This is a genomic window from Thermus composti (assembly GCF_014647535.1).
GTDB classification, from domain to species: Bacteria; Deinococcota; Deinococci; order Deinococcales; family Thermaceae; genus Thermus; species Thermus composti.
This window is the reverse complement of the sequence record NZ_BMPJ01000009.1, coordinates 41,008-63,593: the sequence shown is the minus strand read 5'-3', so window position 1 is coordinate 63,593 and position 22,586 is coordinate 41,008. Positions and strand designations below refer to the sequence as shown.

Below are 22,586 nucleotides of genomic sequence, written 5' to 3'. Positions count from 1 at the left end.
GCGTATGCGGAGGACACTGGCAGGCATCGCGGCGGTCTTAGGGTTGGCTTTGGGCCAGCAGCAGGTGACCCTCTTCTGGTCGGGAGCCATCACCGGGTCCACCTCGGACGCGGGGGCGCCCTATGGGGCGGCGGTGGAGGACTACTGCAAGTACGCCAACGAGCGGAAGCTCATCCCGGGGGTGGTCCTGAACTGCGTGGTGCGGGACGACCAGTACAACAACGCCAACACCCAGCGTTTCCTCGAGGAGGCGGTGGACCGTTTCCGGATCCCCATCTTCCTTTCCTACGCCACGGGGGCGAACCTCCAGCTCAAGCCCCTGATCCAGGAGCTCAAGATTCCCACCATTCCCGCCTCCATGCACATTGAGCTCATTGACCCGCCCAACAACAGCTACATCTTCCTCCCCACCACCAGCTACTCCGAGCAGGTGGTGGCCCTTCTGGAGTACATCGCCCGCCAGAAGAAGGGGGCCAAGGTGGCCCTGGTGGTCCACCCCTCCCCCTTCGGCCGGGCCCCGGTGGAGGATGCGAGGAAGGCGGCCCGGGAGCTGGGGCTTCAGATCGTGGACGTGCAGGAGGTGGGAAGCGGCAACCTGGACAACACCGCCCTTCTCAAGCGGTTTGAGGCGGCCGGGGTGGAGTACGTGGTTCATCAGAACGTGACGGGCCCCGTGGCCAACATCCTCAAGGACGCCAAGCGCTTAGGCCTCAAGATGCGGCACCTGGGGGCCCACTACACGGGGGGATCGGACCTCATCGCCTTGGCCGGGGACGCGGCGGAGGGCTTCCTTTGGGCCACGAGCTTCTACATGGTCCACGAGGACGCCCCGGGGATCCGGCTGCAGAGGGAGATCGGGCGGAAGTACGGCCGTCCCGAAAACTTCATTGGGAGCGTGAACTACACCAACGGGATGCTTTCGGCGGCCATCGCCGTGGAGGCCATGCGGCGGGCCCAGGAGCGCTTCAAGCGGATCACCAACGAGACCGTGTATCAGGTCCTCGTGGGCATGAATGGGCCCAACGCCTTCAAGCCAGGCTTCGCCGTCTCCACCAAACAGGGCGTGGAGATTGACTTCACCAAGAACGAGCACACGGGAGCCGAGGGCCTGAGGATCCTCGAGGCCAAGGGGGGCCGCTTCGTCCCCGTGACCGAGCCCTTCACCTCGGCCCTCTTCCGCAAGGTGCACTACGGCAAGTAAGCCCCTTAGGGGCCCAGGGCCTCCTGGGCCCTTTTTCCCTAAGCCATGGACGCCCTGAACCCTATCCGCCCTGAGGACCTCGGCCCCATCCTGCTCTTGGTCAACAACATTGAGGTGGTCTACCACGACATCGTCCAGGTGCTCCGGGGGGTTTCCCTGAAGGTTCCCGAGGGGAAGATCACCGCCCTTTTGGGCCCCAACGGGGCGGGGAAGACCACGACGCTACGGGCCATCTCCGGCCTCCTCATCCCCGAGGACGGGGAGGTGGTGCGGGGGGAGATCCTCTACCAGGGGACGCCCATCCAGGGCCGCCCTCCCGAGGAGATCGTGCGTTTGGGCATCGTCCAGGTTCTGGAAGGCCGCCGGGTCTTCAAGCACCTCACCGTGGAGGAGAACCTCCGGGTGGGCACCCTGACCCGGAGGGACGGGAACCCCAAGGAGGACCTGGAGCGGATCTACCACTACTTCCCCCGCCTGGCCGAGCTCAGGCACCGCCTCGCCGGGTACTGCTCGGGCGGGGAGCAGCAGATGATCGCCATCGGGCGGGCCCTCCTCGCCAAGCCCAAGCTTCTCCTTTTGGACGAGCCCTCCTTGGGCCTTGCTCCCCTTCTCGTGCGGGAGATCTTTGACATCGTGGCCCGGGTTAACCAGGAGGAGGGGGTCACGGTCCTGGTGGTGGAGCAAAACGCCCGGGTGGCCCTTTCCATCGCCCACTACGGCTACATCATGGAGACGGGGCGGATCGTCCTGGAGGGGGACCGGGCGGCCCTTTTGGAGAACCCCGACGTCCAGGAGTTCTACCTGGGGGTGGCCAAGGGCGGGGGGCGGAAGAGCTTCAAGGAGGTGAAGGCCTACCGGAGGAGGAAGCGGTTCATGTGAGCCCCCTTAAAATGGGGGATATGGTGCGCTTCCGCAAGGAAGGCGTTCGCCTGGACCAGGCGGTGGCCGAAGCTTGCGGGGTGAGCCGTTCCCGGGCCCAGGAATGGATCCAAAAAGGCCGGGTCCGGGTGGGGGAGCGGGTGGTGGAGAAACCCTCCTACCGCCTGAAGGGGGAGGAGGTATGGGTGGAGCCTTTGGAGGAGGTCCCTGCGGTGCTCCCCGAGGACCTGCCCATCCCCGTCCTCTACGAGGACGAGGACATGGTGGTTCTCAACAAGCCCCCGGGGCTTCTCACCCACCCCGCCCCCGGGGTGTACACGGGCACCGTGGTGAACCTTCTCCTCGCCCGCTACTTCCCCGAGGAGGGGGTGGAGGCCCTTTTCCCGGAAAGGGTGCGCCCGGGGATCGTCCACCGCCTGGACAAGGACACGAGCGGCGTTTTGGTGGTGGCCAAGCACCGGGGGGCCCTCGATGCCCTGGCCCAGGCCTTCCGGGATCGGCTGGTCTACAAGCGCTACCTGGCCCTCACCGAGGGCCACCCCCGGGAGGGGACCCTGGTGGCCCCCATCGGCCGGCACCCGGTGGAGCGGCACAAGATGCGGGTGGGGGGGATCGCGCCCCGCTACGCAGAGACGGACTTCCTCCTCCTCTCCACCGCCGGACCCTACGCCCTGGTGGAGGCCAGGCCCCACACGGGCCGCACCCACCAGATCCGGGTCCACCTCAAGTACCTCGGGGCCCCTATTCTGGGGGACGAGCTCTACGGGCGGCCAAGCCCCTACATCCGCCGCCAGGCCCTCCACGCCTACGAGCTCCGCATCCCCCACCCCCGCACCCGGAAGGTCCTGGAGTTCGTGGCCCCCGTGCCCGAGGACATGGCCCAAGCCTGGGAGGCCTTAGGGGGGGTGTGGCCGGAAGGGGTGGTGCGGGAAGGGTATACTGGGGCCCGATGAAGCCCCTTCCTGGGCCCTCCGAAGCCCTACCCAAACCCCTGCACCGCCTTTACGTGGGGGATGCCCGGGAGGTGCTGGCCTCCTTGCCTTCGGACTCCGTCCACCTGGTCCTCACCTCGCCCCCCTACTGGACCTTGAAGCGCTATGAAGACGCCCCCGGGCAACTGGGCCACGTAGAGGACTATGAAGCCTTCCTGGACGAGCTGGACAAGGTCTGGCGGGAGGTTTACCGGGTCTTGGTGCCCAGGGGCAGGCTCATCGTGGTGGTGGGGGATGTGGCCGTGGCCAGGCGCCGCTATGACCGCCACCTGGTCTTCCCCCTCCACGCCGACATCCAGGTGCGGTGCCGCAAGCTCGGGTTTGACAACCTCAACCCCATCATCTGGCACAAGCACACCAACGCCAGCCTCGAGGTGGAGGGACGGGGCGTCTTCCTGGGCAAGCCCTACGAGCCCGGGGCCATCATCAAGACGGAGATAGAGTACGTCCTCATGCAGCGGAAGCCCGGGGGGTACCGCAGCCCCACCCCGGAGCAGCGGGAGAGAAGCCGCCTTTCCAAGGAGGACTTTCACCGCTTCTTTCGCCAGATCTGGGACGACATCCCCGGGGAGAGCACCAAGGACCACCCCGCCCCCTTCCCCTTGGAGCTCGCCGAGCGCCTGGTGCGGATGTTTTCCTTCGTGGGGGACGTGGTCTTAGACCCCTTCGCCGGAAGCGGCACCACACTGATCGCCGCCGCCAAGTGGGGGAGGAGGGCCTTGGGCGTGGAGCTGGTGCCCAAATACGCCGAGCTCGCCCAAAGGCGCTTCGCCCGGGAGTTAGGCGGGCTTTCCCTGGAGGTTCTGGATGGAACTGCCCTCCCTCGCCGCTAGATTGGAGAAGGTGCTGGAAGGCATGCTTCGCACCTCCTCCCAGGACAGCGGGCCTTAGCCCGGGTGAAGAAGTGGGACCTGGGGCTGGTGTACCCTGCGGGGAAGCCCCGGCTTCTCCTTTCCCTCAAGTCCATTCTGAAAAATCCCTCCGGGTCCTGGCCTAACCGCCTGGACGACCTGGTGGGGGAGGTTTCCTCCGTCCAGCTCCTTTTCCCCGAGGTGGTGGTGGGGTACGTGGTGGTCCTGGACCATGGGGCGCCTACCAAGAAGGGAGGGGCTTACCGGGCTCCTTCGGGGGAAGAGCTCGCTCCCCTCTACGCCCGCTTCAAGGAAGAGCTCGCCGCTCTGGCCCGAAGGCGTCCTCCCCTCTGGGCCCAGGGCCTGGTGGAGGGGTGCTGGGTCCTGGAGATAGACACCCACAAAACCCCCCTCCTGCTCCGGCCCCTGGAGACGGCTGCGGAAGGGGAGGCCTTCTTGGACCTTTTGCTGGAGGAGTTGCGTGGGAGAGAACCCCTCCTCTTCCTAGACCAAGGCCAAAAGCCCCTTTAGCGCCCTACCCAAACGGCGCATCCCCTCGGCGATGCCCTCGGGGTTTAGGGTGGCGTAGGAAAGCCTCAGGGTGTTCTCCCCGCCCCCATTGGCGAAGAAGGGGCTTCCCGGCACAAAGGCCACGTTTTCCTCTATGGCCCTTTGGAAAAGGGCTTCGGCGGAAAGGCCCTCGGGCAGGGTCATCCAGACGAACATCCCCCCTTGGGGCCTGGTGTAGCGCACCCCTTGGGGCATCTCCCGGTCCAGGGCCTGGAGCATGGCCTCCGCCTTTTCCCGGTAGACCCTCCGGATCCTCTCTAGGCGCTCGGGAAAGCCCTCCTTCGCCAGCTCGTGGACCAGCATCTGGTTGAGCATGGGGGTGTGGAGGTCGCTTCCCTGCTTGGCCTGGGTGAGCTTCTGCAGGGCCTCCGGGTGAGCCACGGCGAAGGCCACGCGAAGCCCGGGGGAGAGGACCTTGGAGAAGCTTCCCAGGTAGATGACTCCGGGGTAGCCCGCCTCCCGGGAAAGCTCAAAGAGGCTGGGGAGGCGCCTTTCCCCGAAGTAAAGCTCCCGGTAGGCGTCGTCCTCCACCACCACCAGGCCCCTTTCCATCACGAGCTCCAAAAGCCTTTCCCGGGCCCTTAGGGGCATGAGCCCCCCGGAGGGGTTCTGGAAGGAGGGGATGAGGTAGAGGAAGCGGGGGCGCTCCCTTTGGAGGACCTCTTCTAGGGCGTCCAGGTCCGGGCCCTCCTCCCCGGCGGGCACGGTGAGGAAGCGGGGGCCAAAGGGCCTGAGGGCCTGGATGGCCCCCATGTAGCTTGGGGCCTCGAGGAGCACGGGGCTTCCCTCGTCCAGGAAGACCTTGCCCAAAAGGTCTAGGGCCTGCTGGCTTCCCGTGGTGATGAGGACTTCCTCGGGGCGCACGCCGATCCACTCCGCCACAAAGGCCCGCAAGGGGAAGTAGCCCTCCGTGGGGCCGTACTGCAGGGCCACCTCGCCCTTGGCCTTCAGGATCGCCGCCGCCTTCTCCGCCGCCTCCTCCTTGGGGAAAAGCTCGGGGGCGGGGAGCCCCCCGGCGAAGCTCAGGATGCCGGGGCGCTGGGTGAGCTTGAGGAGCTCCCTTATGGTGGAGGCCCGGATCCGGCTTGCCCGCTCGCCAAAAGCTTCTTGCCAGTTAAAGGCTTTCACCTTCCCATTTTAAGGGAAGAGGCGGCGGTAGGCCTCGAGGGCGAAGCGGTCCGTCATCCCGGCGATGTAGTCGCACACCGCCCGCTCCAGGCCCTCTTCCTCTATGCGCCCTTGGACCTCCTTGGGCAGGATCTCCGGGTGCCGGGTGTAGGCGGTGAAAAGCCCCACAAGGACCGCCTCCGCCCGGAGCCTTTCCCTCAAGACCTCGGGATGGCGGTAGAAGCGCTCCTGGAGAAAGCCTTTCAGTTCCCGTAAAGCCTTCTCCGCCTCCTGGGTGAGGGCGGCGAGGCGGCTTGGGTGGTTCCGCACCGCCTCGGCGCTTTGCACGCCCGCCTCTTCCACCCGGGCGTGGGTGGCCTCTATGGCGGCGGCGATGAAGTAGCCGAGGAGCTGCCGCACCAAAACCCGCCGGTCCAGCTCGGGAAGCCTGAGGAGGTCCAGGCCCTCCTCCAGGGCCAAGGCCTTGAGAAGGGGAACCTCATGGAGTTCCTCGGGGCGCAGAAGCCCCGCCCTAAGCCCGTCGTCCAGGTCGTGGGCGGCGTAGGCGATGGCGTCGGAGAGGTCCACCACCTGGGCCTCCAGGGTCCCCTGGCCCGGGTAGTCGGGCTTGAAGCTCGGGGCGTAGGCGGCCTCGTGGGTGGCGATCCCCTCCAGGACCTCGTAGGTGAGGTTGAGGCCCCGGAAGCCGGGGTAGCGCACCTCCAGGTGGGTGAGGATCCTTAGGGCCTGGGCGTTGTGCTCAAACCCCCCGTGGGCCCGCATGAGCTCGTGGAGCGCCTTCTCCCCGGTGTGGCCGAAAGGGGGGTGGCCCAGGTCGTGGGAGAGGGCGATGGCCTCGGTGAGGTCCTCGTTGAGGCCCAGGGCGCGGGCGATGGAGCGGGAGACCTGGGCCACCTCCAGGGTGTGGGTGAGGCGGGTGCGGTAGTAGTCCCCGGCCCAACCGGGCAGGACCTGGGTCTTGTACTCCAGGCGGCGGAAGGCGGTGGTGTGGAGGATCCGGTCCCGGTCCTTCTGGTAGGGGGTGCGGTAGGGGGACTCGGGCTCCGGGTGCTTGCGCCCCCGGGTGTCCTGGGCCTTTTGGGCGTAGGGGGCGAGGCGCCTGGCCTCGAGCTCCAGGAGGCGTTCCCGGGGGAAGAGCATCCTAGACCCTGCGGAAGAGGAGGACGGCGTTGTGCCCGCCGAAGGCGAAGGAGTTGGAAAGGGCGTAGTCCACCCTGGCCTCCCGGGGCTCGGGGACGAAGTCCAGGTCAAGCTCGGGGTCGGGGTCCTCGAGGTTGATGGTGGGGGGGATGACCCCGTGGTAGAGGGCCTGCACCGTGGCGATGGCCTCCACCGCCCCCGCCGCCCCCAGGAGGTGGCCGATCATGCTCTTGGTGCTGGAGACCATGAGCTTCTTGGCGTGCTCCCCGAAGACCTTCTTGATGGCCAGAACCTCCGCCTTGTCCCCGATGGGGGTGGAGGTGCCGTGGGCGTTGATGTAGCCCACCTGCTCCGGGGCCACCCCGGCGTCCTTCAGGGCCCTCGCCATGGCCAAGGCGGCCCCCTTCCCCTCGGGGTGCGGCTCGGTGATGTGGTGGGCGTCGGCGCTCCGGCCAAAGCCGATGACCTCGGCGTAGATCCGGGCTCCCCGGCGCTTGGCGTGCTCGTACTCCTCCAGGACCAAGACCCCGGCCCCCTCCCCCATCACAAACCCGTCCCGGCTTAGGGTGAAGGGGCGGCTTGCCTTCTCGGGGGCTTCGTTCCTGGTGGAAAGGGCCCGCATCACCGCGAAGGCCCCGATGGCCATGGGGGTGATGGCGGCCTCGGTGCCGCCCGCCAGAACCACGTCCGCCTCGCCCCACTGGATCATGCGGAAGGCCTGGCCGATGGCGTCCGAGCCTGTGGCGCAGGCGGTGACCGCGGTGGTGGAAGGCCCCATGAAGCCGTAGCGCATGGCGATGTGGGCCGAGGCCATGTTGGCGATCATCATGGGGATGAAGAAGGGGCTCAGGCGGTTCGGTCCCCTTTCCAGGAAGACCTTGCTCTGGGCCTCCCAGGTCTCCATGCCCCCGATCCCCGTGCCCACCAGGGTGCCCACCCGCTCGGGGTCCAGCGCCTCGGGCTTTAGCCCCGCGTCCTCCAGGGCCAGGTGGGCGGAGATGAGGGCGTACTGGACGAAGCGGTCCAGGCGCTTAAGCTCCTTCTTGTCCAAATAGGCCTCGGGGTCCACGTCCACCTCGGCGGCGATGCGCACGGGAAGGGCCGAGGCGTCAAAGCGGGTGATGGTCCTTACCCCGCTTTTCCCGGCGAGCTGGGCCTTGTGGAAGGCCTCCTGCCCGACGCCGATGGGGGTTAGGGCCCCAAGACCGGTGACCACCACGCGTCGCATGGGGGTAGTATACCGCCAAAAGCCCCCGCCCGGATGGGCGGGGGCCCAGGGGGAAGCCCCCTTAGGCGGAAAGCTTGGCCTTGATATACTCCACGGCGTCCTTGACGGTGCGGATCTTCTCCGCCTCCTCGTCGGAAATCTCCAGGCCGAACTCGTCCTCCAGGCCCATGATGAGCTCCACGGTGTCCAGGGAGTCCGCCCCCAGGTCCTCAATGAAGCGGGCCTCGAGGGTCACCTTCTCCGGCTCCACGGAGAGCTTGTCCGCGATCACCGCCTTCACCTTTTCAAAGATTTCCTGCTCCGTCATGGGAAACCTCCCGGGGGGATTTTAGCACGTCTAGTGAGGGGTAAGCCCCCCGTCCACGCAGAGGGTCTGGCCGGTGATGTAGCCCGCGGCCTCCGAGACCAAAAAGGCCACCGCTTCGGCCACGTCCTCGGGGCGGCCGAAGCGTCCCATGGGGATCTGCTTGAGGTAGGCCTCCCGCACCTCCTCGGGGAGCTTTTCCGTCATCTCCGTCTCAATGAACCCAGGGGCCACGGCGTTCACCGTGATCCCCCTTTGGGCGTACTCCTTGGCCACCGCCCGGGTGAAGCCGATGAGCCCCGCCTTGGAGGCCACGTAGTTGGCCTGGCCCGGGTTCCCCAGGATCCCCACCACGCTGGTGATGTTGACGATGCGGCCGAAGCGGGCCTTCATCATGAGCTTCACCGCCTCCCGGGTGGTGCGGAAGACGGCGGAGAGGTTGGCCTCCAGGACCGCCTCCCAGTCCTCGTCCTTCATGCGCACCAGGAGGGTGTCCCGGGTGATGCCGGCGTTGTTCACCAGGGTGTCCAGGCCCCCCAGGATCTCCGCCGCCTGGTGGACGAGGGCGGTGGCCGCCTCCGCCTCGAGGAGGTTGGCCCCGAGGACCGCCACCAGGGGGCTTCCCCGACGCCTCGCCTCCTCCGCCACCTCCTCGGCCTTTTCCCGGTTCTGGCCGTAGTGGATGGCCAGGGCGAAGCCTTCCTTGGCAAGCCGGAGGGCGATGGCCCGGCCGATGCCCCGGCTTGCCCCTGTGATGAGCGCCTTACGCATCCTCCACCTCCAGGGCTTGCTTTAGGCTTTGGGGGTCCTGCACCGAAAGGGCCTCGGCCTCCTTCAGGGTGCGGGCCACGAGGCCCTTTAGGACCTCCCCCCCGAACTCCAAAAAGCGCTTTAGCCCCCTCGCCTCCATGTCCCCAAGGATCTCCACCCAGCGCACCGGGGCGGTGATCTGCTCAAGGAGAAGGGCCCGGATCCTCTCCGGGTCCTCCTCGGGCCTGGCGGTCACGTTGCTGTAGACGGGGAAGCGGGGCCGCTTGAGGGGGACCTGGGCCAGGTCCTGGGCGAGCCTTTCCCGGGCGGGGGCCATGAGGGAGGAGTGGAAGGGGGCGGAGACCGGCAAGAACACCACGCGGGCCCGCTTGGCCTTAAGCCTTTCCGCCGCCTCCTCCACCGCCTCCTTCCACCCCGAGATCACCGTCTGCTCGGGGGCGTTGAGGTTGGCGATCTCCACGCCCTCGAGGCCCTTCAGGGCAGCCGCGATCTCCTCCCGGGAAAGCTTGAGGATGGCGGCCATGGCCCCTCGCCCCGGGGGAACCGCCTCCTGCATGTACCTGCCCCTAAGGCGCACGAGCCTTAGGGCGTCTTCCAGCTCAAGGGTGCCCGCCGCCACGTGGGCCGTCCACTCCCCCAAGGAGTGGCCCGCGGCCAGGGCGGGGGGCTTCCCCCCCGCCTCCAGAAAGGCCCGGTAGGCGGCGTAGCCCACGGCGAGGAGGGCGGGCTGCTGGTTCTCCGTGAGGGTGAGGGCCTCCTCGGGGCCTTCCCACATGAGCGTGAGAAGCCCAGGAAGCGTGGCCTCGGCCCGGTCTAGCACCTCCTTGGCGGCGGGGAAGGCCTCGTAGAGGGCTTTCCCCATGCCCACCTTCTGGGAGCCCTGCCCGGGGAAGAGGGCGGCGTACATCAGGCACCCCCCCAGGTGAGGACGGCGGCGGCCCAGGTGAGCCCCGCCCCGAAGGAGACCAAAAGGACGTGGTCCCCTTCCTGGAGCCGCCCCGTGTCCACCGCCTCCTTGAGGGCCAAGGGGATGGAGGCGGTGGAGGTGTTGCCGTACCGGTCCACGTTCACCGCCACCCGTTCCCAGGGAAGGCCAAGGCGCTCCCGGGCGGCGTCAATGATCCTGAGGTTGGCCTGGTGGGGGATGAAGAGGCGGATGTCCTCGGGGGTGAGGCCCGCTTTCTCTATGGCCTCGAGGGTGGCGGTGTTCATCACCCGCACGGCGAACTTGAAGACCTCCCGCCCGTTCATGTAGAGGCGGTTTTTCATGGAGGTGCCGTCGGGAAGCCTGGGGGCCACGCAGGCGTGGTAGAGCTCCTTGGCCCCCGTGCCGTCCGCCCCTAAGACGAAGGAGCGGAAGCCGAAGCCCGGGCGCACCTTCCCCACCACCGCCGCCCCGCCTCCGTCCCCGAAGAGGACGGCGGTGGCCCGGTCGTTCCAGTCCAGGATCTTGGAGAGGGCCTCGGCCCCCACCACCAGGACCTTCTGTGCCAGGCCCGCCTCCACCAGGGCGTGGGCCTGGGCCAGGGCGTAGATCCAGCCCGGGCAGCCCGCCAGGAGATCGTAGGCGAAGGCGTTTAGGCCGAAGCGGGCCTGCACCAAGGCGGCGGTGTCGGGGAAGAGGGCGTCGGGGGTGTTGGTGGCCACGATCACCCCGTCCACGCCCTCGAGGGCCCCAGGGTGGCGGGCGAGGAGGTCCTCCACCGCCTTGAAGGCCAGGTCCGAGGTGTACTCGTCCTCGGCGGCGATGCGCCGTTCTCGGATCCCGGTGCGGGTCACGATCCACTCGTCGGAGGTGTCCAGGTAGGCCTCAAAGTCCTTGTTGGTCATGACCCTTTGGGGCACGTAGGCCCCCAGGGCCAGGATGCCGCTCATGCCCGACCTCCCGTCATGGGGACTACTATATCCTTTTCGGGATAAAAAAGTTTAGGCCCCAGGGACCTGGGGCTAGGGGGAAGGCAAGGGGCTACACCTCCAGGACCTTGCGCCCGTTGTAGTAGCCGCACTCGGGGCAGACGGTGTGGGGCGGCCTCATCGCCTTGCACTCGGGGCAGGGGACCAGGGTCGGGGGGGTCAGGGCGTGGTGGCTCCGGCGGGCGTCGCGCCGGGCCTTGGAGGTTTTCTTCTTGGGTACAGGGTGCTTCGCCATTTCTTCCTCCCTCGGGGGCTTCGCCCCCAAAACCCTTGCCAGTATAGCAGACGGGCTAGAGCTCGGGAAGGAGGTCCTTGAGGGAGGCGAAGGGGTGGCGCACCGCCACCTCGTGTCCGCAGTCCACCAGGTTGCGGTCTGCCCCGCACACCGGGCAAAGCCCCTTGCACCCCTCTTCGCACAAGACGGTGTAGGGCATCTCCGTCACGAAGGCCTCGGTGAGGAAGGGGAGGAGGTCTAGGTCGGGCAGGCCGAAGGCGTAGTACTCGTCCTCCGCTTCCTCGTGGAAGGTGACGGCCTCGAGGCCGGGCTCGTAGCGCAGGAGGTGCTGGAAGTGGGCGCGCACCGGGGTGGGGGTGGGCTTGAGGCAGCGGCGGCACTCCATGAGGGCCACCCCCTCCACCTCCCCCGAAAGCCAGTACTCCTCCCCCCCCACGGCGGTGACGACCACCTTCCAGGTGGCCTCCCCCACCAGGGGAAAGCGCTCCGCCCCCACGGAGAAGGCCTCCCGCACCACGCCGGCGGCGCGGGCCGTGCCCCCTTCCTTGAGAAGGCGGGACAGGTTAATGTTGGTCACCTCGGAGCACTCCATCTTTTCAAGTATAGCGCGGAAGGGGCCCTTTTCCTAGGGCATAAACTTCCCGGGCAACGCATAGGGCTTTCTGTTACCATGCCCCCCATGGAACGGGTGGCGGTGATCGGCGTGCCCATGGACCTGGGGGCGGGAAGGCGCGGCGTGGACATGGGGCCTTCCGCCCTCCGCTACGCCCGGCTTTTGGAGGAGCTGGAAGCCTTGGGGTTTTCGGTGGAGGACCTGGGCGACCTGAGGGTGCCCCTGGCCGAGACCTTGAGAAAGCGGAAAGGGTCCTACCTGGAGGAGATCCGCCAGGTGGCCTTGGAGCTTCAGGAAAGGCTTAGGGCCTTGCCCGAGGGGGTCTTCCCCATCGTGCTGGGGGGGGACCATTCCCTTTCCATGGGCTCGGTCTCGGGCGTGGCCCGGGGGCGGATCGGGGTCATCTGGGTGGACGCCCACGCCGACTTCAACACCCCGGAGACGAGCCCCTCCGGCAACATCCACGGCATGCCCCTGGCGGTGCTGGCAGGCCTAGGGGACGAGCGGCTCACCCAGGCCTTCCAGGCGGTGGACCCCAAGGACGTGGTCCTGGTGGGGGTGCGGAGCCTGGACCCCGGGGAGAAGCGGCTTTTAAAGGAGATGGGGGTCCTGGTCTACACCATGCACGAGGTGGACCGCTTAGGCATCGCCCGCATCGCCGAGGAGGCCTTGGAGCGCCTCGAGGGGCTTCCCCTTCACGTTTCCCTAGACGCCGACGTCCTGGACCCCACCCTGGCCCCCGGGGTGGGGACCCCGGTGCCCGGGGGGCTCACCTACCGGGAGGCCCACCTTCTCATGGAGATCCTGGCCCAGTCGGGAAGGGTTCAAAGCCTGGACCTGGTGGAGGTGAACCCTATCCTGGACGAGAAAAACCGCACCGCCGAGATGATGGTGGGCCTGGCGCTAAGCCTTCTCGGAAAGCGGATCCTCTAGGGTTGCCGCGCCCTCAAGGCCTGGCCCAGGCGGCTGCCCTCGGCGAAGGCCTGGCGGAGCCTGGGGTAGGGGGGCTTTCGCTTGCGGTAGAGGAGGGGTTCTAGGGCCTTCCGGGCCCACTCGCTCACCAGGAGGGGGAAGTCTAGCCCCGTTTCCAGGAAGTAAGCTTCCGATTCCCGCCAGGCCCCCTCGAGGCGGCGGAAGAAGGCGGAAAGGTCCATTGGGGGTGGGGCCTCGGGCCAGAGGAAGCCGCTCGCCACCCCCAAAAGCCAGGCCCCCCGCACCCCTAGAGGGAGGGCTTCCGCTTTTCGGCGGACGTAGCCCAGGGGGTCTTTCTGCCAAGGCTCCGGGTGGGCCCAGGGGTCCTCCACGCTTGGCTCCACTTTAGGGGAAGGGCCTTTGGGGAGGCAAGGGGGCCTAAAAAGGGTCATAGGCCAAAACCAGGAGTCGTCAGTGGGGCTTAGTAAAAGGCCTTGGGAGGGCGCTAAAGCGCCCTCCCCGAAGGCTTAGGGTCCCTTAGCTTCCGGCCGCCAGGGCGGGGAGGAGGCTTCCCGGGAAGAGGCCGAGGAGGAGGAGGAGAAGGGCCACGAGAAGGGCCACGTTCCTGGCCCAAGGCCGGGGAAGGGCCTCTGCCTCGCCCTTCTGGAAGACCGCAAGGCCTAGGCCCAGGTAGTAGTAGGCGCTCACGGCGCTGGTGAGGAGGGCGAGGACTAGAAGCCCCCACTGCCCTGCCTTGGCCGCCTCGAGGAAGACCAGGTACTTCCCCCAAAAGCCCGCCAAGGGGGGAAGGCCGAGAAGGGAGAGGGAGGCCAGGAAGAGGGCGAGGCCCAAAAGGGGGTCCTTGCGGAAGAGGCCCCTTAGGCTTTCCAGGGGCACCCGGTCCGGCGAGACCTCGGACAAAACGGCGAAGGCGAGCCCCGTGGCCAGCACGTAGGTGAGGAGGTAGAAGCCCAGGGCCTGGGCGTTTCCGGTGTAGAGGGCGAGGGCCATGTACCCGGCGTGGGCGATGGAAGAGTAGGCGAGAAGCCGCTTGGCCTCCTTCTGGCCCAAAGCGGCCAGGTTCCCCAGGAGGACGGAGAGGACGATGAGGAGGGAGAGGGCGTCGGGCACCCCGGGGGAGGCCACCCGGAGGAGGGCGGCGAAGGCGGCGGCCTTCACCGAGGTGGCCATGAAGAGGACCACCGGGGTGGGGCTACCCTGGTAGACGTCGGGGGTCCAGAAGTGGAAGGGGGCCAGGGCCACCTTGAAGCCGAGGCCCACCAGGAGGAGGCCCAAGGCCAGGGCGTAGAGGGGGCCTTGGCCGGGGGTTCCCACCAGGAAGCTTCCCGTGGCCCCGTAGAAGAGGGCGGTGCCGTAGAGGAAGAAGGCAGCGGCCAAGGCCCCCAGGAGGAAGTACTTGAGGGCCGCCTCGAGGCCCTGCCCCCGGCGCCAGGTGGCGAGGGCGTAGAGGGGGAGGGAGAGGGCCTCGAGGGCCACGAGCATCAGGAGAAGGTGCCGGGTGGAGGCGAGGAGGTGCATGCCCAAGGCGGCGTAGAGGACGAGGAGGTAGAACTCAAACCGCCTCGAGCGCACGAGGCCCACGGTCCACAAGGCTCCCAGGAGGGCGAGAAGGGTGAAGACCTGGGAGACGCCGTCCACCGTGTAGGGCCCGAAGGCGAAGGGCTTCCCCCAGGTGAGGAGGAGGCTTAGGAGGGCCAAGGCCAGGCCCAGGAGCGTGGCCCGTTTCACGCCCTGGGGCGGGAGGACGAAGCCGAGCAGGGTCAAGGCCACGGAGAAGACCGCGAGGATCGCCAAGGTCATGCGCCACCTCCAAGAAGCTTGACGAAGGCCTCCGCCAGGGGATGGAGCCCCCGGGCGAAGTAGCCGGGAAAGACCCCCATGAGGAGGAGGGCGAGGACGCTAAGCAGGGCGAAGCCCCACTCCGCCCCCGCGAGGTCCTTCACCCCAGACCCCCCCTCCTCCCAGAAGGTCTTCTGGAAGGCGGTGAGGGCGTAGGCCGCGGAGGCGATGACGGAGAGGAAGGCCAAGGCGGCAAGCCAGGGGCTTGCCTTGTAGGCCCCAAGGAGGGTGAGGAGCTCCCCGGGGAAGCCGGAAAGCCCGGGAAGGCCCACCATGGCGAGGAAGAGGATGAGGGCCAGGGCGGCGAGGCCCGGGGCGCTCTGCGCCAGGCCCCGGTAGCGCCCGATCTCCAGGGTGCCCGTCCGCTCGTAAAGCCTCCCCGCGAGGAGGAAAAGCCCCCCGGTGTAGACCCCGCTCGCCGCCAGGAGGTAAAGCCCCCCCATGGCCCCCTCCGTCATCCCCGAGAAGACCCCCAAGGCCGCCACCCCCATGTGGGAAACCCCGGCGTAGGCGAGAAGGGTCTTGAAGTCCTTGGCGGCGAAGGCCACCCAGGCCCCGTAGAGGGCGGAAAGGGTGGCGAGGAAGAGGAGAATGCCCTGAACCTGGGCGAAGCCCTCGGGGGCTAAGGGGATGGCGTAGCGGAAGAAGGCGAAGACCCCCACCTTGTAGAGGGTGCCGAGGGCGTCGGCGAGGCCCGAAGGGTGGTTCTCCTGGTGGAAGGGGGGAAGCCAGGCGTGGAGGGGGAAGAGGGGCGTTTTGATGGCGAAGGCCAGGGCGAAGCCCAGGAAGACCCAGAGGGCGGCCTCCCCCCGCACGGGGTGCTGGAGGAGGTCCTGGAGGAGGAAGGTGGGGCTACCCCCTAAGGCCTTCACCGCCAGGATGGCCGCCAGCATGGGCAAGGAGCCCGCCAGGGTGAAGAGGAGAAGGGTGTAAAGGGCCCGCACCCGCCCCTCCCCCCCGTAGAAGAGGAGCATGAGGAGGGCGGGGATGAGGGCCGCTTCAAAGAAGAGGTAAAAGACGAGGAGGTCCTGGGCGGCGAAAAGCCCCAAAAGAAGCCCCTCCATGAGGAGGGCGAGGCCCAGGAAGCGCCCCTCCACCCGGGCCACCAGGGCCCCCAAGAGCACGGTGAGGCCCACCGTGAGGAAGAAGAGGGCGGAAAGCCCGTCTAGGGCGAAGGCCCAGTAGACCCCCGCCTGGGGCAACAGGGGGGCCTGGAAGGCGAAGGCCTCCCCGCCCCTTTGGGCCAGGAAAAGCCCCAGGTTCAGGAGGAAGGAGGCCAAGGCCCCAAAGACCCCCAGGCTTCTTGGGGCGCCCAAAAGCAAAAGGGCGCCAAAGAGAACGGGTAGGAGGATGGCCAGGACTACCACCGCATCACCCCCAGGAGGACCAGCACGCCCAGCACGAAGAGGAGGGCGTAGACCCTAAGGTAGCCGGTCTGCAAGCGGGCGAGGCCCTGCCCCAGGCCCCGCACGCTCCCGCCAAGCCCAAAGTACCCCCTAAGAAGCCCGAAGTCCCCTTGCAGCAGGGCTTCGGCCAGGGCCTTTAGGGGGTTGACGATCAGGGCGTTGTAGATCCGGTCCACATAGAAGCTTTCCCGGCTCGCCGCCTCAAAGGCCAGGTACCAGCCGGGGAAGGCCTTCCGTTGGAAGAAGGTGTACCCCGCCCAAAGCCCCAGGAGGGCCACCAGGGCGGAAAGCCCGATAAGTCCCCACTCGGCCCCCAAGGAGAGGTGGTGGGCCTCCACCTCGGCCAAAGCGGGCTTGAGGAAGGGTTCCAGGAGGTTGGGCAAGGGATGGGGCAGGGCCAGGTATCCCGCGAGGACCGAGCCCAAGGCCAGGAGGTGGTTGGGCCAGAGCATCACGGGCGGGGCCTCGTGGGGGTGGTGGTGCCCCCTTTCCTCCCCCAGGAAGACCAGGACGAACCAGCGCATGGCGTACATGGCGGTGAGGACCGCCACCAAAAGCGCCCCCACGTAGAAGCCCACCCCCCCGAAGGGGTAGGTGAGGGTGGCGGTGAGGATGGCGTCCTTGGACCAGAAGCCGGAAAGCAGGGGAAGCCCGCCCAGGGCTAAGGCCCCGATGAGGCCGTGCCAGCGGGTGTAGGGCAGGTGCCGCCATAGCCCCCCCATCTTGCGCACGTCCTGCTCGCCCCCCAGGGCGTGGATCACGCTCCCCGAGGCCAGGAAGAGGAGGGCCTTGAAGAAGGCGTGGGTGAGGACGTGGAAGAGGGCCACCCAGTAGGCCCCCACCCCCGCCGCCAGGAACATGTACCCCAGCTGGCTGATGGTGGAGTAGGCGACGATTTTCTTGATATCCGTCTGGCCGAAGGCGGAAAGGGCCCCGTAGGCGGCGGTGAGGAGGCCGATGACGGCGATGGTGTAGGAGACCTCGGGCAGGGCGCTATAGAGGAAGGAGCTCCGGGCGATGAGGTAGACTCCGGCCGTCACCATGGTGGCGGCGTGGATCAGGGCCGAGACCGGGGTGGGGCCCGCCATGGCGTCGGGGAGCCAGACCATGAGGGGGATCTGGGCGCTTTTGCCCACGGCCCCCAGGAAGAGGAGAAGCCCCGCCAGGGCCAGAAGGGAGGGGTTTTTCAGGGGGCCTTCCAGGGCCTCCTTGAGCTCGGAGATGGAAAGCGTCCCGTAAAGGGCCCAGAGGATGGCCATCCCCAGGAGGAAGCCCAAATCGCCGATGCGGTTCACGATGAAGGCCTTGCGGGCGCTGTCGGCGTACTGGGCGTTTTGGTACCAGAAGCCGATGAGGAGGAAGCTGGCCAGGCCCACTCCCTCCCAGCCGATGAACATCACCGGGTAGCTGTCGGCGAGGACCAGGGTGAGCATCATGGCGATGAAGAGGTTGAAGTAGGCGAAGAAGCGGCTGTAGCCGGGGTCCTTCGCCATGTAGCCGATGGCGTAGACGTGGATGAGGAAGCCCACCCCGGTGACGATCATGAGCATGAGGCCAGAGAGGTTATCCAGAAGGAGGCTAAAGGGGATGCCAGGAAGCCACTCCGTTTCAAAGCGGGCCCCGCCCGAGAGGAGAAGCCCCACCCCCAGGAGGAAGGAGGCGAGGACGAGCCCCGAGGCGATGACCCCGGGGAGGGGTTCTTGCATCCGCTTGCCGAAGAGACCGAGGAGGGCGAAGCCAAAGAGGGGCAGGAGAATCGTCAAAAGGAGCGCCATAGCTACCCCCGAAGCTCGGAAAGATCGTCCACCGCGGTGCTTTCCCGGTGGCGGAAGATGGCCACGATGAGCCCCAAGCCCACCGCCACCTCGGCGGCGGCGATAGCGATGACCATGAGGGCCGCCACCTGGCCGTCAAGCCCGTGGGCCCGGGCGAAGCCCACCAGGGAGAGGTTGGCGGCGTTCAGCATGAGTTCAATGGAGAGGAAGACCAAAATGGCGGTCCTCCGGGTGAGGACCCCGTAGACCCCGAGGGCGAAGAGGAGGGCGGAGGCGAGGAGGTAGCTCACCGCACCACCTCCTTTTCCTTTTCCTCCCGGGGGAGGGCGTCCAGGGGCCTACTGGGCTGGACCAGGGCCACCGCCACCACCGTGGCCGCCATGAGGAGGAAGCCCACCGCCAAGAGGACAAAAAGCCAGTCCCCGTAGAGGAGGGGCCCCAGGGCCTGGGGAAGCCCGCCCTTCAGGTCCTGGCCCAAGGCGGGCTTAAGCCCCCAGAGCCCCGAAAAGAGCGCCCCCGCCACCCCCAAGGCGAGGAGGGCGGCCAAGGGCTTGGCCCGCACCAGGGGGTCAAAGCCCATCTCCCCCTGGGCGGCGAAGAGGAGCATGATCACGAAGAGGAAGAGGACCACGATGGCCCCGGCGTAGACGATGATCTGGATAAAGCCCAAGAACCTGGCGTCCAGGGCCACGTAAACCCCCGCCAAGACCAGGAAGTTGGCGATGAGGGCCAAGGCGGCGTGGATGGCGTTCCTTAGGGTCACCACCAAAACCCCGGTGACGAGGAGGAGGAGGAGGGCCAAGGCTTCCCAGGGGCTCACCGCTTCCCTCCTTCCGTGGGGGCCTTAAAGCCCTCCAGCTCCGGGCGCACGTAGGGGACCACGTAGCCCACCTTCACCGGCTTGCCGGTCATCTTGGCCTCCCGGCGCTGGGGCTTGGTGCCCACCACGTCCACCAGCATGTCCTCCTTGCCGTAGATGAGGTCGGAGTACTGGTAGTCCGCCATCTCAAAGTCGTACCCCAAGACGATGGCCCCCGTGGGGCAGGCCTCCTCGCAGAGGCCGCAGAAGATGCACCGGAGCATGTTGATCTCGTAGACCTTGGCGTAGCGCTCCCCCGCCGAGACCGGGTTTTCCGGATCGTTCTCCGCCGGCTCCACGTAGATGGCGTAGGCGGGGCAGGCGGCGGCGCACAGGGAGCAGCCGATGCACTTCTCCAGGCCGTTGGGGTGCCGGGTGAGGACGTGCCGCCCGTGGAAGCGGGGCTTCAGGGCCACGGGGGCGTCGGGGTAGGGGACGGTGACCGGCTTGGAGAAGAGGTACTTCAGGGTGATGCCGAGGCTTTGGGCCAGGGCCTTCAGGGTCATGCGCCACCTCCTTTGCGCACGGGCTTGGGGCTATAGAAGAGCCCGCCCAAGAGGGCGAGGAAGCTTAGGGCGGAGAGGTAGAGGAGGTAGGTCCTGGGAAGGTCCAGGGCCACCACGAGGGCGGTGACGAGGAACCAGAGGAGGGCCACCGGGAAGAGGAAGCCCCAGCCGAAGCGCATGATCTGGTCGTAGCGCAGGCGGAACCAGGTGGCCCGGATCCAGATGAAGAAGAAGAGGAAGAAGGCGATCTTCAGGAACATCCAGAGGTAGGGGACCTCGAGGACGGGCATGGTCCAGCCGCCCAGGAAGAGGGTGGGGATGAGGGCGCTGGCGGTGATGAAGTGGATGTACTCCGCCATCTGGAAGAGGGCCCACTTGATGGAGCTGTACTCCGTGTGGTACCCGCCCACCAGCTCCTGCTCCGCCTCGGGGAGGTCAAAGGGGGTGCGGGCGGCCTCGGCCATGCTGGCGATGAGGTAGACCAAAAAGGCGGGGAAGGCGTAGAGGAAGAGCCAGCCGTTTTCCTTCTGCCAGTTGACGATATCGTTCAGGTTGAGGCTGCCCACGAGGAGCACGGGGGCGAGGAGGGCGATGCCCAAGCCGAGCTCGTAGGAGATGAGGCTCGCCGAGGAGCGAAGGGAGCCAAGGAGGCTGTACTTGCTCCCCGAGGCCCACCCGGAGAGGAAGATCCCGTAGACGGCGAGCTCGCTCACGGCGAAGAGGTAGAGGACCCCCAGGTCCAGGTTGATCACCCAAGGCTGGTAGCCGAAGAAGCTCCCCGGCGGACCGAAGGGGATGAGCCCGAAGGCGAGGAGGGCGAAGACCACGGAGATGAGGGGGGCGAGGACGAAGAGGAGCCGGTCCGCCTGGGCCACCACGATGTCTTCCTTGAAGATGCTCTTGATGGCGTCGGCCAGGGGCTGGAGGAGGCCCAAAGGCCCCACCCGGTTGGGCCCCATGCGCACCTGGAAGCGGGCGAGGAGCCTCCTTTCAATGAGGGTCATGAAGGCGAAGGCGGTGAGGAGGCCCACCACCACCAAGAGGGCCTTCAGGGCCACCATCCAGTAGGGGTCTACGGGGTAGGACCAGTTCACGCTTCACCTCCCGCAGGCACCAGGACGCGCCCCTCCACCCGAAGGCCCGCCGCGGGCCCTAGGGCCGAGAGGTAAAGGTGGCCTTTGGGCACGTCCTCCCGGTGGACCACCCGGGCCTCCACCCGGCCGAAGGGGGTTTCCACGGCCACCTGGGCCCCCTCGGGCAGGGCCTCGGCCTGGGCCGTCTCCGGATGGGCCCAAAGCTCCGCCCGGGCCGCCTCTTGGGCCTTGCCCACCGCCTGGTGGGCCTTCCACATGGTGGGCCGGAGGTAGAAGGCGCCCGCCCGCTCCTTGGGCCTCAGCTCCTTGAGGCGGAAGGCGAAGCGGCCCATGGCCTCCGGGACCTTCCTGGCCTTCAGGGCCTTCTGCGCCTCGAGGTGGAGCCGGAAGGGGGGCTTGACCCCTAGGGCCTCGGCGAGGAGGGCCAGGACCTGGAGGGCCCCTTCGGCCTCCCCGTTTTCTATGGGGGCGGGGTTGAGGGGGAGGACCCGGCCTTCCAGGTTCACGAGGTGCCCCCGCTTCTCGTAGAAGGTGGGGGCGGGGAGGACCACGTGGGCGTAGCGCTCCGCCAAGGGGTGGAGGTGGCTTAGGTGCATGACCACGAAGCGCTTGCCCTTAAGGGCCTCCTCCGGGGGCACGAAGCCGTAGTAGGCGTAAAGGGCCCCGGGCTCGTCCCAGGCGGCTCCCTTCGCCCCGGGCAGGACCCCCATGGCCTCGAGGCCCCGGGCGTTGGCCGCCGGGGTCATGGCCAGGACCTTGGCCCCTTTGCCCTCGGCGAGGAGGCGGGCCCTTTCCGCCGCCACGGTGTCCTGGAGGACGCCGGCCCCGAGGATGAGGACCGGGTTCTTGGCTTTCTCCCAGGCCTCCTTGGCCCTTCGCACCGCCTCGCTTCCTTCCTTGTCTCCAAGGAGGGCGAGGAGGATCTCCCGCTCCTCCCCCGGCTTGTGCACCTCGTGGATGGCGGCCCACTTCATGAGGGGGGCGCGGTAGGGGGCGAAAAGGGCCATCTTGTCGGTGCGGCGGGGCATCCTCTCCTTGATCTGCAGGTCGGCGAAGGGGGTGCCGTGGGCGAAGCGCGGGGGGGGCTTGAGGTCCCGCACGAACTCGCTTAGGCGGAGGTGGAGGATGGGGGCCTCCTCCGTGGGGTCGCCGAGGACGAGGGCGAAGTCCGCCTGGAGGAGGTCCTCCAGGGAGGCGGCGGGGAAGAGGCTTGCGGGGGCGGCGGTGCGGCCCTGGAAGTCCAGGTGGGGGGTCTTCAGGGCCTGGGCGAGCTCCGAGGCCAAAAGGCCCTCCTCGAGGGTGGCGTCGTGGGCCAGGTAAAGCCCCACCTCCTCGCCCCTCGCCTCCTTAAGCCCCTCCTTAAGGGCCAGGAAGGCCTCCTCCCAGGTGGCCTTCACGAGCCTTCCCTCTTTCCGCACCAGGGGGGTCTTGAGGCGGTCCTGGTCCGCCCACTCGTGCCCGAAGCGACCCGCGTCGCAGATCCAGATCTCGTTGACCTCGGGCACCTCCCGGGCCCGGATCCTGAGGAGCTCGCCGCTACGGGTATCGGCGGTGATCCCGCACCCCACGGGGCAGAGGGCGCAGGCGGTGGGGGTCTCCTCCATCTCCCAGTTCCGGGCCCGGAAGCGGGCGGTGAGGTCCAGGAGGGCCCCCACGGGGCAGATGTCCGTGATGTTCCCGGAGAAGCCCGAGGGGAGGCCGAAGTCCAGGGTGCCGATGAAGGTGTGCACCCCCCGCTCAATGAAGTCCAAAACCTCGTCCCCGGGGACCTCCTCAAAGTAGCGCACGCACCGCTTGCAGTGGATGCACCGCTCCCGGTCCAGGATCACGAAGGGGGAGAGGGGGTGGTGCTTGTCCACGTGGCGGCGGGTGAACTCAAAGCGGGTGTAGACGGGAAGCTCCAGGGGATCTTTCTGGTAGTACTTCTCGTAAAGCCCGTACTCCACGGTGCGGTCCTGGAGCTCGCAGGCCCCACCCTTGTCGCAGGTGGGGCAGTCTAAGGGGTGGTTGAGGAGGGTGAACTCCACCATCCCCGCCTGGGCTTCCCGCACCACGTCGGAGAGGGTGTCCACCACCATCCCGTCCGCCACCGCCGTCACGCAGCTTGCCGCAAGCTTGGGCTGCCACTGGATCTCGGGCTCCCCTTTCTCGTTCAAGACCGGCTTCCCGTCGGGGCCCTTCTTGGGGAGGCCCACCCGCACCAGGCACATGCGGCAGGCCCCGATGGGGGAGAGGTGCTTTTCCGAGCAGAAAAGGGGCACGTCGTACCCCGCGTGGAAGACGGCGTCCATGACGCTCGTCCCCGGGGGCACCTCCACGATGCGGTCGTTCACCTTAACCCGGACCAT

Annotated in this window: 24 protein-coding genes; 6 read left to right on the top strand and 18 right to left on the bottom strand. The window is 67.6% G+C overall.

Annotation, left to right across the window (positions count from 1 at the left end; translation table 11 throughout):
* Window positions 1-4: 4 nt before the first annotated feature.
* The 5 genes from IEX93_RS05010 (at window position 5) to IEX93_RS04990 (ending at window position 4,454) form a co-directional block, all read left to right on the top strand.
* Window positions 5-1,201, top strand: a complete 1,197-nt coding sequence (locus IEX93_RS05010; RefSeq protein WP_188847145.1) for an ABC transporter substrate-binding protein — start codon at window positions 5-7, stop codon at window positions 1,199-1,201.
* A gap of 45 nt (window positions 1,202-1,246) precedes the next feature.
* A complete protein-coding gene (locus IEX93_RS05005; RefSeq protein WP_188847143.1) occupies window positions 1,247-2,080 on the top strand; it encodes an ABC transporter ATP-binding protein in 834 nt (277 codons plus the stop codon).
* Window positions 2,081-2,100: 20 nt separating this feature from the next.
* The gene (locus tag IEX93_RS05000) at window positions 2,101-3,033 is read left to right on the top strand and encodes an RluA family pseudouridine synthase (RefSeq protein WP_188847142.1); all 933 of its coding nucleotides are present in this window, start codon (window positions 2,101-2,103) and stop codon (window positions 3,031-3,033) included.
* The gene (locus tag IEX93_RS04995; RefSeq protein ID WP_188847140.1) at window positions 3,030-3,905 is read left to right on the top strand and encodes a DNA-methyltransferase; all 876 of its coding nucleotides are present in this window, start codon (window positions 3,030-3,032) and stop codon (window positions 3,903-3,905) included. Before IEX93_RS05000 ends, IEX93_RS04995 begins: the two co-directional genes overlap by 4 nt.
* A gap of 63 nt (window positions 3,906-3,968) precedes the next feature.
* Window positions 3,969-4,454 (top strand): hypothetical protein, encoded by a 486-nt coding sequence (locus tag IEX93_RS04990; RefSeq protein ID WP_188847138.1) that lies wholly within the window; start codon window positions 3,969-3,971, stop codon window positions 4,452-4,454.
* On the opposite strand, the gene lysN is transcribed toward IEX93_RS04990, so the two are convergent.
* The 9 genes from lysN to IEX93_RS04945 all read right to left on the bottom strand — a co-directional run bounded on the left by lysN (window position 4,428) and on the right by IEX93_RS04945 (window position 11,805).
* Complete coding sequence (gene lysN, locus IEX93_RS04985; protein WP_188847137.1) at window positions 4,428-5,621, bottom strand: 2-aminoadipate transaminase; 1,194 nt, start codon at window positions 5,619-5,621, stop codon at window positions 4,428-4,430. The genes IEX93_RS04990 and lysN overlap by 27 nt on opposite strands.
* A gap of 9 nt (window positions 5,622-5,630) precedes the next feature.
* Window positions 5,631-6,761 (bottom strand): deoxyguanosinetriphosphate triphosphohydrolase, encoded by a 1,131-nt coding sequence (locus IEX93_RS04980; RefSeq protein ID WP_188847132.1) that lies wholly within the window; start codon window positions 6,759-6,761, stop codon window positions 5,631-5,633.
* 1 nt (window position 6,762) lies between these two features.
* Window positions 6,763-7,989, bottom strand: coding sequence for a beta-ketoacyl-ACP synthase II (gene fabF, locus IEX93_RS04975; protein ID WP_188847130.1), 1,227 nt, complete (start codon window positions 7,987-7,989; stop codon window positions 6,763-6,765).
* A gap of 61 nt (window positions 7,990-8,050) precedes the next feature.
* Entirely contained in the window at window positions 8,051-8,296 is a 246-nt protein-coding gene (acpP, locus tag IEX93_RS04970) for an acyl carrier protein (RefSeq protein ID WP_188847128.1), read from the bottom strand.
* A 30-nt stretch (window positions 8,297-8,326) separates the two neighbouring features.
* Window positions 8,327-9,064 (bottom strand): 3-oxoacyl-[acyl-carrier-protein] reductase, encoded by a 738-nt coding sequence (gene fabG, locus IEX93_RS04965; protein WP_188847126.1) that lies wholly within the window; start codon window positions 9,062-9,064, stop codon window positions 8,327-8,329.
* Window positions 9,057-9,971 carry an ACP S-malonyltransferase gene (fabD, locus tag IEX93_RS04960; protein WP_188847124.1) on the bottom strand — a complete coding sequence of 305 codons (915 nt, stop codon included), beginning with the start codon at window positions 9,969-9,971 and terminating at the stop codon, window positions 9,057-9,059. The genes fabG and fabD overlap by 8 nt, the downstream gene beginning before the upstream one ends.
* Window positions 9,971-10,939 carry a beta-ketoacyl-ACP synthase III gene (locus IEX93_RS04955; protein ID WP_188847123.1) on the bottom strand — a complete coding sequence of 323 codons (969 nt, stop codon included), beginning with the start codon at window positions 10,937-10,939 and terminating at the stop codon, window positions 9,971-9,973. Before IEX93_RS04955 ends, fabD begins: the two co-directional genes overlap by 1 nt.
* Window positions 10,940-11,030: 91 nt before the next feature.
* A complete protein-coding gene (gene rpmF, locus IEX93_RS04950; protein ID WP_188847121.1) occupies window positions 11,031-11,213 on the bottom strand; it encodes a 50S ribosomal protein L32 in 183 nt (60 codons plus the stop codon).
* A gap of 55 nt (window positions 11,214-11,268) precedes the next feature.
* Window positions 11,269-11,805: a YceD family protein gene (locus IEX93_RS04945; protein WP_188847119.1), complete on the bottom strand. Its 537-nt coding sequence runs from the start codon at window positions 11,803-11,805 to the stop codon at window positions 11,269-11,271.
* Between the two features lie 78 nt (window positions 11,806-11,883).
* On the opposite strand from IEX93_RS04945, the gene rocF reads away from it, so the two are divergent.
* Window positions 11,884-12,759, top strand: coding sequence for an arginase (gene rocF / locus IEX93_RS04940; RefSeq protein WP_188847117.1), 876 nt, complete (start codon window positions 11,884-11,886; stop codon window positions 12,757-12,759).
* Here the strand turns inward: rocF and IEX93_RS04935 are convergent.
* From IEX93_RS04935 to nuoG, 9 genes are all read right to left on the bottom strand, one after another.
* Window positions 12,756-13,130 carry a hypothetical protein gene (locus IEX93_RS04935; RefSeq protein ID WP_188847116.1) on the bottom strand — a complete coding sequence of 125 codons (375 nt, stop codon included), beginning with the start codon at window positions 13,128-13,130 and terminating at the stop codon, window positions 12,756-12,758. The genes rocF and IEX93_RS04935 overlap by 4 nt on opposite strands.
* Before the next feature lie 145 nt (window positions 13,131-13,275).
* A complete protein-coding gene (locus IEX93_RS04930; protein ID WP_188847114.1) occupies window positions 13,276-14,559 on the bottom strand; it encodes an NADH-quinone oxidoreductase subunit N in 1,284 nt (427 codons plus the stop codon).
* Window positions 14,556-15,965, bottom strand: a complete 1,410-nt coding sequence (locus tag IEX93_RS04925; protein WP_188847112.1) for a complex I subunit 4 family protein — start codon at window positions 15,963-15,965, stop codon at window positions 14,556-14,558. Before IEX93_RS04925 ends, IEX93_RS04930 begins: the two co-directional genes overlap by 4 nt.
* Window positions 15,959-17,779 (bottom strand): NADH-quinone oxidoreductase subunit L, encoded by a 1,821-nt coding sequence (gene nuoL, locus IEX93_RS04920; RefSeq protein WP_188847110.1) that lies wholly within the window; start codon window positions 17,777-17,779, stop codon window positions 15,959-15,961. The genes IEX93_RS04925 and nuoL overlap by 7 nt, the downstream gene beginning before the upstream one ends.
* 2 nt (window positions 17,780-17,781) lie before the next feature.
* Window positions 17,782-18,069 (bottom strand): NADH-quinone oxidoreductase subunit NuoK, encoded by a 288-nt coding sequence (gene nuoK, locus IEX93_RS04915; RefSeq protein ID WP_188847108.1) that lies wholly within the window; start codon window positions 18,067-18,069, stop codon window positions 17,782-17,784.
* Window positions 18,066-18,599, bottom strand: a complete 534-nt coding sequence (locus tag IEX93_RS04910; RefSeq protein ID WP_188847106.1) for an NADH-quinone oxidoreductase subunit J family protein — start codon at window positions 18,597-18,599, stop codon at window positions 18,066-18,068. Before IEX93_RS04910 ends, nuoK begins: the two co-directional genes overlap by 4 nt.
* Window positions 18,596-19,144, bottom strand: coding sequence for an NADH-quinone oxidoreductase subunit NuoI (gene nuoI, locus IEX93_RS04905; protein ID WP_188847104.1), 549 nt, complete (start codon window positions 19,142-19,144; stop codon window positions 18,596-18,598). The genes IEX93_RS04910 and nuoI overlap by 4 nt, the downstream gene beginning before the upstream one ends.
* On the bottom strand, window positions 19,141-20,238 hold the full coding sequence (nuoH, locus tag IEX93_RS04900; RefSeq protein ID WP_188847103.1) for an NADH-quinone oxidoreductase subunit NuoH: 1,098 nt from the start codon (window positions 20,236-20,238) through the stop codon (window positions 19,141-19,143). Before nuoH ends, nuoI begins: the two co-directional genes overlap by 4 nt.
* A complete protein-coding gene (gene nuoG / locus IEX93_RS04895; RefSeq protein WP_188847101.1) occupies window positions 20,235-22,586 on the bottom strand; it encodes an NADH-quinone oxidoreductase subunit NuoG in 2,352 nt (783 codons plus the stop codon). Before nuoG ends, nuoH begins: the two co-directional genes overlap by 4 nt.